The sequence below is a fragment of the Rhodococcus sp. 1R11 genome (assembly GCF_004563845.1).
Classification (GTDB): Bacteria; Actinomycetota; Actinomycetes; order Mycobacteriales; family Mycobacteriaceae; genus Rhodococcoides.
In genome coordinates, this window is sequence record NZ_SPNG01000007.1 from 124,207 (window position 1) to 140,863 (window position 16,657).

The following is a 16,657-nucleotide window of genomic DNA, read 5'->3' on the forward strand; positions in this document are numbered from 1 at the left end:
CCGTGGACAGAGTTCTCATCGTCATCGGCTTCATCCTGTTCTGGGCGCTGATGATCGCGCTGATCTTCTGGGGTTGGCGCGGGCGGCAGAAGCGCCAGGAAGGACGCATCGGCGAGTTCCCGGCCGTGCCGGACGACCTGGGTGCCAATCGAATTCAGCCGGCCACCGGGCTCTACGTCGGCAGCACCATTGCGCCGAGTTGGCAGGACCGCATCGCCGTGGGCGATATCGGCCACCGCGCCACCGGGGAGCTCTCCCGACACGACAAGGGAATCCTCCTCGACCGGGACGGCGAGTCACCCATCTGGATTCCGACCGAATCGATCCGGGCGATCCGTACCGAGCGCGGACTCGCAGGCAAGGTCATGACCAAGGACGGTCTCCTGGTGATCCGCTGGGAGTTGCCGACGGGGACCGAGATAGACACCGGCTTCAGGGCCGACGACAAGCAGATCTACCCGGTGTGGACAGAGAGTTTCACCGGAGAAACCAAGGAGGAAACCGCGTGAGCAGCGCAGTTCTTGTTCTGGAGGACGGCCGGACGTTCCGCGGCACCACGTTCGGGGCCCAGGGGCGCACGCTCGGCGAAGCCGTCTTCTGCACCGGTATGACCGGATACCAGGAGACGCTCACCGATCCGAGCTACCACCGCCAGATCGTGGTGGCCACGGCTCCGCAGATCGGTAACACCGGCTGGAACCAGGAGGATGGTGAGGCGGCCAGTGCCCAGGATCCCAACAAGATCTGGGTCGCCGGTTACGTCGTCCGAGACCCGGCGCGCCGGACGTCGAGCTGGCGCTCGACCGGAACGCTGCAAGACCAGCTCGAGGCGCAGAACGTCGTCGGCATCGCCGGAATCGACACGCGCGCTCTGGTGCGGCACCTGCGTACTCGCGGTTCGATGCGGGCGGGAGTGTTCTCGGGCGACTCCCTCGGCACCTCCGAGGAGATGCTCGAGCAGGTGACCGGGCAGCAGTCCATGCTCGGCGCGGATCTCGCCGGCGAGGTGACCACCGGTGCCGGGTACACCATCGAACCGACCGGCGACGCTCGATTCACCGTTGTAGCAGTCGATCTCGGCATCAAGACCAACACTCCGAGGATGTTCGCCGAGCGCGGTATCCGCGTGCACGTGGTGCCGTCGAACACCAGCATCGAGCAGGTTCTCGAACTGAACCCGGACGGTGTGTTCCTCTCCAACGGCCCGGGCGACCCGGCCACGGCAGACACCAGTGTCGCGCTGACCAGGCAGGTACTCGAACGAGAGCTGCCGTTGTTCGGCATCTGCTTCGGCAACCAGATCTTCGGGCGGGCACTGGGTCGCGGCACGTACAAGATGAAGTTCGGCCACCGCGGCATGAATATCCCGGTGATCGAGCACACCACCGGACGGATCGCGATCACCGCTCAGAATCACGGGTTCGCACTAGAAGGTGAAGCAGGCGAGGAATTCGACACCGACTTCGGTCGAGCACGAATCAGTCATACCTGCGCCAACGACGGCACCGTCGAGGGCGTCGAGCTGATCGGCGGCAGCGCCTTCTCAGTGCAGTACCACCCCGAGGCCGCGGCCGGCCCACACGACGCCGCCTACCTCTTCGACCGTTTCACCAGCGTCCTTCAGGAGAAGAAGTAATGCCACGCCGCACAGACCTGAACCACGTCCTGGTCATCGGATCCGGCCCGATCGTCATCGGCCAGGCCTGCGAGTTCGACTACTCCGGCACCCAGGCCTGTCGAGTGCTTCGTGAGGAAGGCCTGCGGGTCAGCCTCGTCAACTCGAACCCGGCCACGATCATGACCGACCCGGAGTTCGCCGACGCCACCTACGTCGAGCCGATCACCGCGGAATTCATCGAGAAGATCTTCGCCCGTGAGGCCGAGCAGGGCCACCCCATCCAGGCCGTGCTCGCGACCCTGGGTGGACAGACGGCTCTCAATGCCGCTGTCGCTCTGCACGATCAGGGCATTCTCACCAAGTACGGCGTCGAACTGATCGGTGCCGACTTCGACGCGATCCAGCGCGGTGAGGATCGACAGAAGTTCAAGGACATCGTCGCCAAGGTCGGTGGAGAATCCGCCAAGTCGGCCGTCTGCTACACGATGGACGAGGTACGCGAGACCGTCGCCGAACTCGGCTTCCCGGTCGTCGTCCGGCCGTCGTTCACGATGGGTGGTCTCGGTTCGGGACTGGCCTACAACGACGAGGATCTGACCCGGATCGCCGGCGGCGGCCTGGCGGCCTCGCCGACGGCCAACGTGCTGATCGAGGAGTCCATTCTCGGATGGAAGGAATACGAGCTCGAGCTCATGCGCGACGGCCGCGACAACGTGGTCATCGTCTGTTCCATCGAGAACGTGGACCCGGTCGGCGTGCACACCGGCGACTCGGTGACCGTCGCGCCCGCGATGACGCTGACCGACCGCGAGTATCAGAAGATGCGCGATCTCTCCATCGACATCCTGCGTGAGGTGGGCGTCGACACCGGCGGCTGCAACATCCAGTTCGCGATGGATCCGGCCGACGGCCGACTCGTCGTCATCGAGATGAACCCCCGCGTGTCGCGCTCGTCGGCGCTGGCGTCGAAGGCCACGGGCTACCCGATTGCCAAGATGGCCGCCAAGCTGGCCATCGGGTACACCCTCGACGAGATCGTCAACGACATCACCAAGGAGACGCCGGCCTGCTTCGAGCCGACGCTGGACTACGTGGTCGTCAAGGCACCGCGATTCGCGTTCGAGAAGTTCCCCGGTGCCGACGGCACGCTGACCACGACGATGAAGTCCGTCGGCGAAGCGATGTCCATCGGCCGCAACTTCACCGAAGCCTTCGGCAAGGTGATGCGCTCGCTCGAAACCAAGCGCGCGGGCTACTGGACCGGCCCCGAGGTCGAGGCAGAAAGTCTGGAAGCGTTGCTGCAGGACCTGTCCGTTCCTCAGGACGGTCGGATGTACGGGATCGAGAAGGCATTCGCTCTCGGTGCCACACTCGAGCAGCTGTTCGAGGCGACCAAGATCGACCCGTGGTTCCTCGACCAGTTCCAGCAGATCCACGAACTCGGCGTCCAGGTTCGCGAGGCCGCAGAATTCGACGAGGCGCTGCTGCGTCAGGCCAAGTACCACGGTCTGTCCGATCGCCAGATCGCCGCTCTGCGCCCCGAACTCGACGGTGAGGACGGAGTGCGGGCGCTGCGCGACGAGCTCGGTGTGCACCCGGTCTACAAGACCGTCGACACCTGTGCGGCGGAGTTCGAGGCCAAGACCCCGTATCACTACGGCACCTACGAGCTCGATCCCGAAGCCGAGACCGAGGTTGCCCCGCAGCCGGACCGCCCCAAGGTCCTGATCCTCGGATCCGGTCCCAACCGTATCGGTCAGGGCATCGAGTTCGACTACAGCTGTGTGCATGCGGCGCTGACGCTGTCCGAGGCCGGCTACGAGACGGTCATGGTCAACTGCAACCCCGAGACCGTCTCCACCGACTACGACACCGCCGACCGCCTGTACTTCGAGCCGCTGACGTTCGAGGACGTCCTCGAGGTCTACCGAGCAGAGGCGGCGTCGGGCACGGTTCGTGGAGTCATCGTGCAGCTGGGCGGACAGACCCCGCTCGGCCTGGCGAAGCGGCTGAAGGCCGCGGGCGTTCCCATCGTCGGGACCTCGCCCGAGGCCATCGACCTCGCCGAGGACCGTGGCGAGTTCGGCAAGGTCCTCGACGCTGCAGGCCTGCCGGCTGCCAAGTACGGCACCGCGACGACGTTCGACGGAGCCCGTGAGATCGCGTCGGGCATCGGCTACCCGGTACTGGTCCGCCCGTCGTACGTACTCGGCGGACGCGGAATGGAGATCGTCTACGACGAGGCATCACTCGCGACGTACATCTCCAATGCGACGGAGATCTCGGACGACCGCCCGGTGCTGGTCGACCGTTTCCTCGAAGATGCGGTCGAGATCGACGTCGACGCGCTGTGCGACGGAACCGAGGTGTACATCGGCGGGATCATGGAACACATCGAGGAGGCCGGTATTCACTCCGGCGATTCGGCGTGCGCGTTGCCGCCTATCACACTCGGCAAGACCGACATCGAGAACGTTCGGCGGTCCACCGAGGCTCTCGCGAAGGGAATCGGTGTGCAGGGCCTGCTGAACGTGCAGTACGCCCTCAAGGACGACATTCTGTACGTCCTCGAGGCCAACCCTCGGGCCAGCCGGACGGTGCCGTTCGTGTCCAAGGCGACGGCTGTGCAGTTGGCGAAGGCGTGCGCCCGAGTGATGTTGGGGGAGAGCATCGCCGAACTTCGGACGGCGGGAATCCTGCCGGCGACCGGAGACGGCGGCACCGTCCCGGCCGGAGCTCCTATCGCCGTCAAGGAAGCGGTGTTGCCGTTCAACAGGTTCCGCCGCGCGGACGGAACCGGCGTCGACACTCTGCTGAGCCCAGAGATGAAGTCCACCGGTGAGGTGATGGGAATCGACTTCGATTTCGGTACTGCCTTCGCCAAGAGTCAGACCGCCGCATACGGGTCGCTGCCCGCCGGCGGTGCGGTGTTCGTGTCGGTGGCGAACAAGGACAAGCGGTCGCTGATCTTCCCGGTGAAACGCCTCGCCGATCTCGGGTTCGACATCCTGGCCACCGAAGGAACCGCAGATGTGTTGCGGCGCAACGGAATCAAGTGCGAGCAGGTGTACAAGCAGTCGGGCGAGGATGTCCCGGAGGGTGAGCATACGATCGTCGACCGCATTCTGGCCGGCGACATCGCGATGGTCATCAATACCCCGTACGGCAACTCCGGTCCCCGCGTCGACGGATACGAAATCCGTAGTGCCGCTGTGGCGCAGAACATTCCGTGCATCACCACGGTGCAGGGTGCGTCGGCGGCGGTGCAGGGCATCGAGGCCGCCATCGCCGGTGGAATCGGTGTTCGCTCTCTGCAGGATCTGCATGCGGGTCTGAAGGAAGGCCTGGTTCTGCCGTGAGTCATCACCACAGTTGGTCGGACCGGCTCCGAGCAGCGGTCGCCGCGCGCGGTCGGCTGTGCGTCGGTATCGATCCGCATCCGGCTCTGCTCGAGGCGTGGGACCTGCCGCGGTCGGCGGACGGTCTCGAGGTGTTCGCCGAGCTGTGTGTTGAGGCGTTCGTCGGTGAGGTGGCTGTCGTCAAGCCTCAGGTGGCGTTCTTCGAGTCGTACGGTTCGGCCGGCTATGCGGTTCTCGAGCGCACCGTCGGGGTGCTGCGGGACGCGGGCACGTTGGTGATTGCCGATGCCAAGCGAGGCGATATCGGAACGACGATGGATGCGTACGCGCAGGCGTGGCTGGAGCCGGGTTCTCCGTTGTCGTCCGATGCCGTCACGGTGTCGCCGTACCTGGGGTTCGACTCCTTGGGTGCGGCTATCGACCGAGCTGTAGCTCACGACCGCGGTGTGTTCGTCCTTGCCCGGACGTCGAATCCGGAAGGCGCCGCGCTGCAGCACGCGTCGATGTCGGCGGGTGGGTCGGTTGCGCAGTCGATCGTCGACGCGGCGGCTGCGCGCAACCGTGCCGATGCAGACACGGTGGGCCTGGTGATAGGGGCCACCCGCGATCACGGCCTCGATCTGTCGAGCTACCGCGGGCCGGTGCTCGCGCCGGGCTTGGGTGCCCAGGGTGCCACGGTGAACGATCTGGCAGAGATCTTCCGTGATTGCCGAGAGCTGCTGTTGCCGAACTCCTCTCGGAGTGTGCTGGCGGCGGGTCCGTCGGTGACGGCGTTGCGTGCGGCGGCGACGCAGTTGCGTGACGAGATCGAAGCCGGTCTCGCATAGTCCATGGTCGCGTCGTCGAGCGTGTGGGGGTGGGTTAGCGGTGAGCGCCCGTCGTCGGTACGGTCGCTAACGCTGCCGACGACAATGCGAATCGACCGGGAACCCCCTGCACGGATGGTCCTCGGCAGGCACCTACCGATGAGCGGCGTACCGATCCTGATCGGACCGGTCGCTCGCCCCGAACGAGAAGACGGAGGAACCGACAGTGGCCCTTCCCCAGTTGACCCCCGAGCAGCGCGCTGCTGCCCTCGAGAAGGCAGCAATCGCCCGCAAGGCTCGCGCCGAGCTCAAGGAACGCCTCAAGCGCGGCGGCACCGACCTCAAGCAGGTTCTGAAGGACGCCGAGACGGACGAGATTCTCGGCAAGATGAAGGTATCCGCATTGCTCGAGGCGTTGCCGAAGGTGGGCAAGGTCAAGGCCGCGGAGTTGATGACGGAGTTGGAGATCGCGCCCACTCGTCGACTACGCGGACTCGGGGATCGACAGCGCAAAGCGCTGTTGACGAAGTTCGATTTCGAGGCCTGACGACGGTGACTGACACTGCGGCGACGTCCGTGCCGGAGAAGAAGCGGGGCCGGTTGGTGGTGCTGTCCGGCCCCTCCGGCGTCGGCAAGTCCAGTGTCGTTCGGCTCGTGCGCGCCGCTCTGCCGGAGCTGGTTTTCAGCGTATCGGTCACGACGCGATCGCCGCGGCCGGGCGAGGTGGACGGTCAGGACTACCACTTCGTGTCGTCCGAGGAATTCGACCGGATGATCGCCGACGGTGAGCTGTTGGAGTGGGCGAGTATCCACGGCGGCCTGCAGCGATCGGGAACACCTGCCGCCGCAGTGGACGCGGCCTTGGAGGCCGGCAGCCCGGTGCTGCTCGAGCTCGATCTGGCCGGTGCCCGCGCCGTTCGGGTGTCCAAGCCGGAAGCTCTGCTGGTGTTCATGGCACCGCCCACGTGGGAAGACCTGGTCTCTCGTCTGGTCGGTCGAGCGACGGAGGAGAGCGCCGCCACCGAGCGCCGATTGGAAACGGCGAGGGTGGAATTGGCGGCGCAGGACGAGTTCGACACGGTCGTTGTCAATACCGATGTCGACCATTCGTGCGAACAGTTGGTATCCTTGTTGGTCGGTAGGTCGTCGGTCGGCAACAGCTGACCATTTTCACGGCGCATGAGGCCCCGACCAGCTAGTTCGTAGCACCAACGATGCAATTTCAGGAGATCATCAGTGAGCAGCACTTCAGCGGCCGTTTCCGACTTCGACGGACGCAGCGCTCTGCCGGCCTACGACACGCCGCTCGGCATCACCAATCCACCCATCGACGAATTGCTTGCGCGCACCTCGTCCAAGTACGCGCTCGTCATCTACGCAGCCAAGCGCGCACGCCAGATCAACGACTACTACAACCAGCTCGGTGACGGCATCCTCGAATACGTGGGACCGCTGGTCGAGCCCGGTCTGCAGGAAAAGCCGCTGTCCATCGCGCTTCGCGAGATCCACGCCGACCTCCTCGAGCACACCGAAGGCGAATAAGAACCCGACAGGGGACACCTGACGTGCATGTGGTCGTCGGAGTAGGCGGCGGTATCGCCGCCTACAAGAGTTGTGCACTGATCCGAAAATTCACCGAGAACGGCCATCAGGTTCGAGTGATTCCGACTGCGTCGGCGCTCGAATTCGTCGGCCGCGCAACATTCGAGGCACTGTCCGGCCAACCGGTGCACACCGGTGTGTTCGCCGATGTGCCCGAGGTTCCGCACGTCCGGTTGGGGCAGGAGGCGGATCTCGTCGTCGTCGCGCCGGCCACCGCGGACCTGATGGCTCGAATCGCGGGTGGTCGAGCGGACGACCTGCTCACCGCAACGTTGTTGACCGCTCGGTGCCCGGTCGTACTGGCCCCGGCCATGCACACGGAGATGTGGGAACACCCGGCCACCGTCGCGAACGTCACCACGCTCCGATCGCGCGGTACCCAGGTGATCGAGCCTGCGTCCGGCCGGTTGACCGGACGCGACACCGGTTCGGGCCGACTACCCGAGCCCGAGGAGATATTCGCTCTCGCCATGCTGCTGACCGAACGTGCGGACGCGATGCCACGCGATCTTGAGGGACGGCGAGTATTGATCTCGGCCGGTGGCACCCGGGAACCCCTCGATCCCGTTCGTTTCTTGGGGAATCGGAGCTCCGGCAAGCAGGGGTACGCGTTGGCTCGAGTCGCTGCCCAGCGCGGTGCCCACGTGACCTTGATCGCCGGGTACACCAGCGACCTCGAGGCGCCCGCGGCGGTCGATGTGGTCCACGTGAAGACCGCGGCGGACATGCAGGACGCCGTGCGCTCGCATGCGACCGACGTCGACGCAGTCGTGATGGCGGCTGCGGTCGCCGACTTCAGACCCGAGTCCATCGCGAGCAGCAAGATCAAGAAGGGCTCGAACGAACCGTCGTCGATTCCTCTGGTCCGCAACGACGACATCCTCGCCGGTCTCGTGTCGGCTCGGCACAGCGGAGACGTCCGATCGTCGACGGTGATCGTCGGATTCGCCGCCGAGACGGGCGACGCAGACGGTGACGTGCTCACCTACGCGCGAGCCAAGCTCGAACGCAAAGGTTGCGATCTGCTCGTCGTCAATGCGGTGGGCGACGGCAAGGCCTTCGAGGTCGACCACAACGACGGCTGGTTGTTGGGATCCGACGGCTCCGAGGCCGCGCTGGGGGAGGGCTCGAAAGCCCTCCTCGCCAGCAGGGTGTTGGATTCGGTCGCCCAGATGCTTCGTTCCCGTGATACGCGGCCGACTTCGGAGACCCGCTGATGTCGAGGGTGCACGATCGATGTCGTAGCAGCTAGCGTTCTGGGTACCAGGGCGACAGCGCCGTAAAGGTTTGCGTGGCTCCCACAGGGGCGATAACACCGAGGGAACATCAATTTTCGTGGAGTGCTCGGCCGGCATCAGCCGTCGGGTCGGGCAAGAACATGCGTCGAGAGGAAGTCCGTGAGCAAGTCCGGTAGTCGGCTTTTCACCAGCGAGTCCGTTACAGAAGGTCATCCAGACAAGATCTGTGACGCCATCAGCGATTCCATCCTCGACGCTCTTCTCACCGAGGATCCGCGAGCCCGAGTGGCGGTGGAGACGCTCGTCACCACGGGCCAGGTCCACGTCGCAGGTGAGGTGAACACCACCGCCTACGCGGACATCCCGAAGATCGTGCGCGAGAAGGTGCTCGAGATCGGGTACGACTCGTCCGCCAAGGGGTTCGACGGAAACTCCTGTGGTGTGAACGTCGCCATCGGCGCACAGTCACCCGAGATCGCGCAGGGCGTCGACCATTCGCACGAGGCCCGCGTCGAGGGATTGTCCGACGACGAGATCGACCGTCAGGGTGCCGGCGACCAAGGATTGATGTTCGGCTACGCCAACACCGATACACCCGAGTTCATGCCGCTGCCGATTGCGTTGGCACACAGGCTTTCTCGGAGACTGACCGAGGTTCGCAAGAGCGGCGTGCTGCCGTATCTGCGTCCGGACGGCAAGACTCAGGTCACCATCGAGTACGACGGGGACGACGCCGTTCGTCTCGATACCGTCGTGATCTCGACGCAGCATGCGGCAGACATCGACCTCGACAACCTGCTCACTCCCGACATTCGCGAGAAGGTCCTGGGCTCGGTACTCGCAGAGCTGGACGTACCGACTCTCGACACCTCGAACGTCCGGTTGCTGGTCAATCCCACCGGAAAGTTCGTGCTCGGTGGTCCGATGGGAGACGCCGGTCTGACCGGCCGAAAGATCATCGTCGACACGTACGGCGGCATGGCTCGGCACGGCGGCGGAGCATTCTCGGGCAAGGACCCGTCGAAGGTCGACCGTAGCGCCGCATACGCGATGAGGTGGGTTGCCAAGAATGCGGTCGCAGCCGGTCTGGCCGACCGCATCGAGGTACAGGTGGCCTATGCGATCGGCAAGGCAGCACCGGTCGGTCTGTTCGTCGAGACGTTCGGCACCGAGAAGACCGATCCCGCGCGTATTCAGGCGGCGATCAGCGAGGTCTTCGACCTCCGTCCCGGTGCCATCATCCGCGACCTCGACCTGCTGCGCCCGATCTACGCGCAGACGGCCGCGTACGGTCACTTCGGACGTACCGACATCGATCTTCCGTGGGAATCCACCGATCGCGCTGACAAGCTCCGGGATGCGGCAGGCCTGTAGGTCCCTCCACTCCGGGAGCGACGCTGCCGCACGTACCCTGTTCGCACCGGCTCGGTGCTCCCACGGCGAGTGTGGGGTGACGATCGAGAAGGAGGTGCGGTGGCTGGAGTGACGCCGGTAGCGGCAACCGATCTGCCGATCGCGCGCATTCTTCCGATGCTTCCGCTGCCGCACCTCGACCGCGAGTTCGATTACCTCGTTCCCCAGGACGCCAGCGACGATGCCCAGCCCGGTGTGCGGGTGCGGGTGCGCTTTGCCGGCCGGCTCGTCGACGGGTTCGTGCTGGCCAGGTTGGCCGAGACCGACCATCCCGGTCGTCTCGGCTGGCTCGACCGGGTCGTGTCCGCCGAGCGCGTCCTGACTCCCGAGATCGCCGAGTTGGTGTCGGCGGTGGCCGATCGCTACGCAGGAACGCGAGCGGATGTGCTGCGTCTGGCTGTCCCGGCTCGCCACGCACGGGTCGAGGCAGAGTCCCCTCCGGTCATCGACGAGGCAGCAGAGCCGGTCGTCGATCGCACGGGCTGGGCGGCATATACCCATGGCTCCAATTTCCTCGATGCCCTTGGCGAGCACCGTGTTCCGCGTGCCGTGTGGCAGGCCCTACCCGGCGAGGTGTGGCCCGCTCGATTGGCCGAATTGGCTGCCGTCACCGTGGGGAGCGGACGGTCCGCAGTGGTCGTGGTGCCCGATCAACGGGATCTCGATCGTCTGGAGGGCGCATGCGCCGCGGCAGTCGGGACCGACCGCGTGGTGGCGTTGTCGGCCGGGTTGGGACCGGCCAAGCGCTACCGGCAGTGGTTGCGCTGTCTGAGGTCGGGCCCTGTGGTCGTGGTGGGGACCCGCAGTGCGGTGTTCGCGCCCGTGTCGAATCTCGGCTTGATCGCGATCTGGGACGACGGCGACGACAGTTTCGCCGAACCGCGCTCACCGTATCCGCATGCACGTGAGGTGGCGTTGCTCCGCTCGCACGTGTCGGGAACCGCAGTCGTCGTCGGCGGGCACTCCCGGACGGCCGAGGCCGAGGCCCTGGTCGATTCCGGCTGGGCCCACGACCTGGTGGCCCCACGTGAGCTGGTGCGTGAACGACAACCTCATGTGGTCGCGCTGGCCGATTCGGATCACGCCCTCGCTCGGGATCCGGCAGCCCGGGTCGCGCGGCTACCGGCGATCGCTTTCGAGGCCGCACGTGCGGCGCTGAAAGCGGATACCCCTGTGCTGGTTCAGGTTCCACGCGCCGGCTATGTCCCGTCGCTCGCGTGTGCGAAATGCCGCCATCCGGCTCGGTGTCGACGCTGCAACGGTCCGCTCGCCCTGCCCTCGGCTCCGGGCAGCGACGGGGCGGGCAGCCCGACGTGTTCCTGGTGCGGAATCGCCGATGCCGCACACCGCTGCACGGTCTGCGGGTCTCGCAACCTGCGCGCAGTGGTGATCGGAGCTGGACGCACGGCCGAGGAGCTCGGCCGTGCCTTCCCTGGCGTGCCGATACACAATTCCGGTGGGGCCACCGTCCTCGATACCGTGCGCCCCGGTGGCTCGCTCGTGGTGTCGACCGTCGGTGCCGAGCCGACCGTGGACGGCGGATACGGGGCTGCGCTGCTGCTCGACGGTTGGGCGCTGCTGGGCCGGGCGGATCTGCGTGCGGCAGAAGAGACACTGCGCCGCTGGATGACGGCTGCGTCGATGGTTCGGCCCGGGTCGGCTGGGGGACGTGTGGTCGTGGTGGCCGAGTCCGAGATCCCCACCGTCCAGGCCCTGGTGCGCTGGGATCCGCTGTGGCACGCCCGCAGTCAGCTGGACGAACGAGTCGAGGTTCGGTTTCCACCGGCCGTTCACGTGGCGGCGATCGACGGGACCACCGACGCGATCACAGCGTTGGTCGACAGTGCAGATCTACCCGAGACGGTCGAGGTACTGGGTCCCGTCGATCTTCCGGACGGTCAACGCGCACCGGCGGGTAGCGGCGAGGACGGGTTGTCCGGAGACGTGCAGCGGCTCCTGATCCGGGTCCCGCGAAGCACCGGAGCAGCGCTGGCGCGAGCGCTGTCGACTGCGCAGGCGTCCCGAAGCGCCAAGAAGCTCGGCGCGGGCGTACGGATTCAGATCGATCCCATTCGGATCGGGTGATTAGGTTTCTCTGTCCTGACGAAGTTTCCGACGGCGAGATACGGAGGCAACCTCAGGACTTGTCAAAGTGCTATTGCCGATATATCGTCGACTTGTTCAATCGATACGAAGGAGAACGAGATGAACTACGCATTCGAAGGCTTTGCACACGAATTCGGACGCCGCGGAGGTCCCCGGATGGGCCCTTTCGCAGGTAATCGGCACGGAGACCCGCGCCGACGTGGCGCGCCGTTCCAGATGTGGGTTGCGCAGGACGATGAGCACGGCCCCGCAGAAGACGGAGGACCGGAAGGCGGAGAACGACACGAGAGGGGTCGGGGAAGGAGAGGTCACGGAGAACACGGCAGACGTGGGGGAGGTCCTGTCGGGCGGGGGCGTGGCGGTATGTGGCCCGGTGGTGTCGGGGCCGGTGGTTTCGGGCCGAATGCCGACTTCGGTCGTGGTCGGGGTCGAGGTGGTCGGGGCCGACGCGGCGATGTACGCGCTGCGATCCTCCTGCTGCTCGAGGACCGGCCGATGCACGGTTACGAACTCATCCAGCAGATCGCCGAGAAGAGCAACGGCACCTGGAAGCCGAGTCCGGGATCCATCTACCCGGCCCTGTCGCAGCTCGAGGACGAGGGCTTGGTGCTGATCGACAAGGTCGCCGGCCGCAAGACGGCAGCACTGACGGCCGAGGGCAAGCGTCATGTCGACGACCACCGAGCAGATCTCGGCAGTCCTTGGGACGACGTAGCCGATTCCGTCGGCATCGATGCGCGTGATCTTCGGGCACTGATCGGACAATTGATGGGAGCGGCCGGTCAGGTGGCCGGAGTCGGAACCGTGCGTCAGGTCGACCAGGCAGCCGAGGTGCTCATCGAGGCACGCCGATCGCTGTACCGCATCCTGGCCGAGGATGCTCCCGACAGTTCCGACAGCACTGACGCGACGTGATCGTCGGTGCGGAATCGTCGCACGTAGCCGTGACTCCCTAGGATGGACAACCGACATCGTTTCGACCATCCCAGGGAGTTGCCTTCAGTGCGCGTCGTCTTCGCCGGAACACCGGAACCCGCGGTCCCGTCACTCGCGCGACTGTTGGAGTCCGAACGGCACGAGGTGATCGCCGTGGTCACCCGGCCCGACGCCGCAGCCGGCCGTGGACGCAAGACGGTGCGCTCTCCTGTCGGAGTGTTGGCGGACGAGCACGGCATTCCGGTGCTCACTCCCGCGAGGCCGTCGGACCCGGAGTTCGTGGCAGCACTGACCGACCTCGCCCCCGACGTGTGCCCGGTCGTTGCGTACGGCGCGTTGTTGCCGCAACAGGTACTCGACATACCTCGATACGGCTGGATCAATCTGCACTTCTCACTGTTGCCCGCGTGGCGTGGCGCGGCACCGGTACAGGCCGCGATCGCTGCAGGCGACGACGTCACGGGAGCATCGACGTTCCTTCTCGACGTCGGGATGGACACCGGTCCGGTACTCGGCGTCACCACCGAACGGATTCGGGATTCCGACACCACCGGTGATCTGCTCGGGCGTCTGGCGGCGAGTGGAGCCCACTTGCTCGCCGCGACGTTGGACGCGATCGAGGACGGAACGGCGGCAGCGCTACCGCAATCCGAGGACGGTGTGTCCTACGCAAGCAAAGTGACAGTCGATGCCGCGCGCATCGACTGGACGCGATCCGCGGCATTCGTCGACCGACACATCAGATCCGTCACCCCGGCCCCGGGAGCGTGGACGACCATCGGTGATCTCCGCGTCAAGATCGCTCCTGTTCAACTGTCGCCGGACACGTTGGAGCCGGGAGCAATCGACGTACGCAAGACCGGTGTACACATCGGAACCGGAACCGGCGCAGTCGTTCTCGGTGATATTCAACCTCAGGGCAAGAAGGTCATGAGGGCACTCGACTGGGCGCGCGGCGCTCGGCTGGACGATACGGCGGTGGCACGATGACAGAGCCCGACAGGCCTCGAAAGCGCGAGTCGAGCCAGCCCCGCAAGTACGTCAAGAAGTCACCGGGGGCACGTGGACCCAAGGGGAACCGGCCGCCGCAGGGCACCGGACCCCGTGCGGTCGACGCGATCGATCCGGCGCGGCGTGCGGCCAGAGACGTGCTCAAAGCAGTTCGGGAGCGCGATGCGTACGCGAACCTGGTGCTGCCCGGGTTGCTCCGCGAGCGCAAGTTGGATTCGCGCGATGCCGCGCTGGCCACCGAACTCGCCTACGGCGCATCTCGCGCTCGGGGTGTGCTCGACGCCGTGATCGCGCACGCGGCCGGGCGGCCTGCCGCAGAGATCGACGGACCACTGCTCGACATCCTCAGGCTCGGGGCCTATCAGCTGCTGCGCACCCGGGTTGCCCCGCACGCAGCCGTCGCTACGTCGGTAGACCTCGCCCGCTCCGAATTCGGTTCCGGAAAGGCAGGTTTCGTCAACGCCGTGCTGCGGCGGGTGTCCGAGCGAACCGCAGCGCAATGGGTGGACGAGCTGGCACCGGCGACGACGGCGGATCCGGTCGGTCACCTGGCATTCGAATACGCCCATCCCAAGTGGATTGCGCAGGCCTTCGCCGATGCGCTCGGAGCAGATGCCGGCGAACTCGCCGCGGTGCTCGAGGCAGACGACGCGCGTCCCTCGGTCCACCTCGTCGCGCGACCGGGAGAGATTTCCGCCGAAGAATTGGCGCTGATCACCGGGGGAGAGGAAGGCCCGTACTCGCCGTACGCGGTGCACCTCGACGGCGGCGACCCCGGCAAGCTCGATGCCGTCCGCGACGGTCTGGCCGGAGTTCAGGACGAGGGCAGCCAGCTCGTCGGGCGCGCGCTTACGTTGGCACCGTTGCTCGGCGACGACGGCGGCCGATGGTTGGACCTGTGCGCCGGTCCGGGCGGCAAGGCCGCCCTGCTCGGTGCCCTGGCGGAGATCGACGGCGCACGGGTCGATGCTGTCGAACCGACGCCGCACCGCGCCGACCTCGTGTCCAAGACCACCAAGGACCTACCGGTGACGGTCCACACCGTCGACGGCCGCGACTCCGGCCTCGACGCGGGTTACGACCGCGTACTCGTCGACGCGCCGTGCACCGGTCTCGGCGCGTTGCGTCGTCGCCCCGAAGCGCGGTGGCGTCGCCAACCGTCCGACGTGGCGGCATTGGTCACCCTGCAGAAGGAACTGCTGGCGGCAGCGATCGACCTGGTCCGGCCCGGCGGGGTGGTGCTGTACTCGACATGCTCGCCGCATCTGTCCGAAACGACGGCCGTCGTCGCCGACGCGGTTCGCCGTTACGGTGTCGAACAACTCGATACCCGCGCACTCGTGCCGGGCGTACCGCAACTGGGCGACGGCACGTCGGTGCAACTGTGGCCGCATCGGCACGGCACGGACGCGATGTTCATGGCGGCGCTGCGCAAGCCGGTCTGATCACCCTCCGGCCAGAAACGCCTCGGCCACGTCTGCGGGTGCGTACACCAGCCACCCGTCGACGAGGAGTTCGCGCAGTTCGTCGTCCTCGGCGTTGTCGACGTCGATCAGGACGGCGGAGAACCCGTCGAAGTGCGGGATCGTGAAGCACGAACGCGGATGAGCTGCAAGGATGGCTTCCTTCTCGTGGAGGTCGGCGGTCCTGACGGCCAGGATCGGTCCACTGGGCGGGGTGTCGTCACCGAATCGCTTCAGGTCCGCCTTGCTGAACGGCCGCACCCACGCGAACACGTTCTTACCGACGCCCCAGGCGGAATGCCCGTACCGAACGCTTTCGGTGATGTCGGGCAGTTCGGCGAGGATGGCGCTCGCGGAGTCCATGGTGGCCATGTCGGCACGATACCGGCTCGACTAGGCTCACCAGTCGTGGTTTCCCCGATGATCGCTCCCTCGATTCTGTCCGCCGATTTCGCGCGCCTTGCCGCCGAAGCAGATGCCGTCGCGGGGGCCGATTGGCTCCACGTCGACGTCATGGACGCACACTTCGTCCCCAACCTCACCCTCGGGCTTCCGGTGGTGGAGAGTCTGCTGAAAGCAACGAGCATTCCCCTCGATTGCCACCTGATGATCGAGGATCCGGCGCGCTGGGCTCCGCCGTATGCCGAGGCCGGGGCGTACAACGTCACGTTCCACGCCGAGGCGACGGATGACCCCACCGCCGTGGCGCGCGACATCAGGGCCGCCGGTGCGAAAGCCGGCCTGTCGGTCAAGCCGGGTACCCCCATCGAGCCGTACCTCGAGATTCTGCGCGATTTCGACACTCTGCTGGTGATGAGTGTGGAGCCCGGTTTCGGCGGGCAGTCGTTCATGCCCGAAGTTCTGTCCAAGGCCAAAGCTGTTCGGGCACTTGTCGATTCCGGAGATCTACGATTGGTGGTCGAGATCGACGGCGGCATCAACGCCGACACCATCGAGCAGGCAGCCGAAGCCGGCATCGATTGCTTCGTCGCGGGTTCGGCCGTGTACAACACTGCCGATCCCGCCGCCGCAGTGCGTGATCTCCGCGGCCGGGCCGCCCGCGCATCCCACCACCTGTCGTGACCGACGCCCCGGGCCCGGCCGT

At 66.2% G+C, this 16,657-nt stretch carries 15 protein-coding genes; 14 read left to right on the plus strand and 1 reads right to left on the minus strand.

The window, feature by feature from the left end:
* Positions 1–2: 2 nt before the first annotated feature.
* The 13 genes from E4P29_RS14355 to E4P29_RS14415 all read left to right on the plus strand — a co-directional run bounded on the left by E4P29_RS14355 (position 3) and on the right by E4P29_RS14415 (position 15,534).
* A complete protein-coding gene (locus E4P29_RS14355) occupies positions 3–509 on the plus strand; it encodes a transporter (RefSeq protein ID WP_135045647.1) in 507 nt (168 codons plus the stop codon).
* Positions 506–1,636 carry a glutamine-hydrolyzing carbamoyl-phosphate synthase small subunit gene (carA, locus tag E4P29_RS14360; RefSeq protein WP_135045649.1) on the plus strand — a complete coding sequence of 377 codons (1,131 nt, stop codon included), beginning with the start codon at positions 506–508 and terminating at the stop codon, positions 1,634–1,636. The genes E4P29_RS14355 and carA overlap by 4 nt, the downstream gene beginning before the upstream one ends.
* Complete coding sequence (gene carB, locus E4P29_RS14365; RefSeq protein WP_135045651.1) at positions 1,636–4,977, plus strand: carbamoyl-phosphate synthase large subunit; 3,342 nt, start codon at positions 1,636–1,638, stop codon at positions 4,975–4,977. The genes carA and carB overlap by 1 nt, the downstream gene beginning before the upstream one ends.
* Positions 4,974–5,804 (plus strand): orotidine-5'-phosphate decarboxylase, encoded by an 831-nt coding sequence (pyrF, locus tag E4P29_RS14370; protein WP_135045653.1) that lies wholly within the window; start codon positions 4,974–4,976, stop codon positions 5,802–5,804. The genes carB and pyrF overlap by 4 nt, the downstream gene beginning before the upstream one ends.
* Before the next feature lie 205 nt (positions 5,805–6,009).
* The gene (mihF, locus tag E4P29_RS14375; protein WP_027496987.1) at positions 6,010–6,330 is read left to right on the plus strand and encodes an integration host factor, actinobacterial type; all 321 of its coding nucleotides are present in this window, start codon (positions 6,010–6,012) and stop codon (positions 6,328–6,330) included.
* Positions 6,331–6,335: 5 nt separating this feature from the next.
* Positions 6,336–6,947 (plus strand): guanylate kinase, encoded by a 612-nt coding sequence (gene gmk / locus E4P29_RS14380; RefSeq protein WP_167735484.1) that lies wholly within the window; start codon positions 6,336–6,338, stop codon positions 6,945–6,947.
* Between the two features lie 72 nt (positions 6,948–7,019).
* Entirely contained in the window at positions 7,020–7,325 is a 306-nt protein-coding gene (gene rpoZ, locus E4P29_RS14385) for a DNA-directed RNA polymerase subunit omega (RefSeq protein ID WP_008716576.1), read from the plus strand.
* 23 nt (positions 7,326–7,348) lie between these two features.
* A complete protein-coding gene (gene coaBC / locus E4P29_RS14390; protein ID WP_135045655.1) occupies positions 7,349–8,602 on the plus strand; it encodes a bifunctional phosphopantothenoylcysteine decarboxylase/phosphopantothenate--cysteine ligase CoaBC in 1,254 nt (417 codons plus the stop codon).
* Between the two features lie 180 nt (positions 8,603–8,782).
* Positions 8,783–9,997, plus strand: a complete 1,215-nt coding sequence (gene metK, locus E4P29_RS14395) for a methionine adenosyltransferase (protein ID WP_032365746.1) — start codon at positions 8,783–8,785, stop codon at positions 9,995–9,997.
* A gap of 156 nt (positions 9,998–10,153) precedes the next feature.
* Complete coding sequence (locus E4P29_RS14400; protein ID WP_209205413.1) at positions 10,154–12,121, plus strand: primosomal protein N'; 1,968 nt, start codon at positions 10,154–10,156, stop codon at positions 12,119–12,121.
* A gap of 237 nt (positions 12,122–12,358) precedes the next feature.
* Positions 12,359–13,057, plus strand: a complete 699-nt coding sequence (locus tag E4P29_RS14405) for a PadR family transcriptional regulator (RefSeq protein ID WP_135045897.1) — start codon at positions 12,359–12,361, stop codon at positions 13,055–13,057.
* A gap of 87 nt (positions 13,058–13,144) precedes the next feature.
* Positions 13,145–14,068, plus strand: coding sequence for a methionyl-tRNA formyltransferase (gene fmt / locus E4P29_RS14410; RefSeq protein WP_032388416.1), 924 nt, complete (start codon positions 13,145–13,147; stop codon positions 14,066–14,068).
* Positions 14,065–15,534 (plus strand): transcription antitermination factor NusB, encoded by a 1,470-nt coding sequence (locus E4P29_RS14415; RefSeq protein WP_135045657.1) that lies wholly within the window; start codon positions 14,065–14,067, stop codon positions 15,532–15,534. The genes fmt and E4P29_RS14415 overlap by 4 nt, the downstream gene beginning before the upstream one ends.
* Here E4P29_RS14415 and E4P29_RS14420 read toward each other — a convergent pair whose 3' ends face one another.
* Entirely contained in the window at positions 15,535–15,924 is a 390-nt protein-coding gene (locus E4P29_RS14420) for an MmcQ/YjbR family DNA-binding protein (RefSeq protein WP_135045659.1), read from the minus strand. It abuts the gene before it with no gap.
* A gap of 36 nt (positions 15,925–15,960) precedes the next feature.
* Between E4P29_RS14420 and rpe the strand changes: the two genes are divergently transcribed.
* On the plus strand, positions 15,961–16,635 hold the full coding sequence (rpe, locus tag E4P29_RS14425; protein ID WP_135045661.1) for a ribulose-phosphate 3-epimerase: 675 nt from the start codon (positions 15,961–15,963) through the stop codon (positions 16,633–16,635).
* Positions 16,636–16,657: the final 22 nt, after the last annotated feature.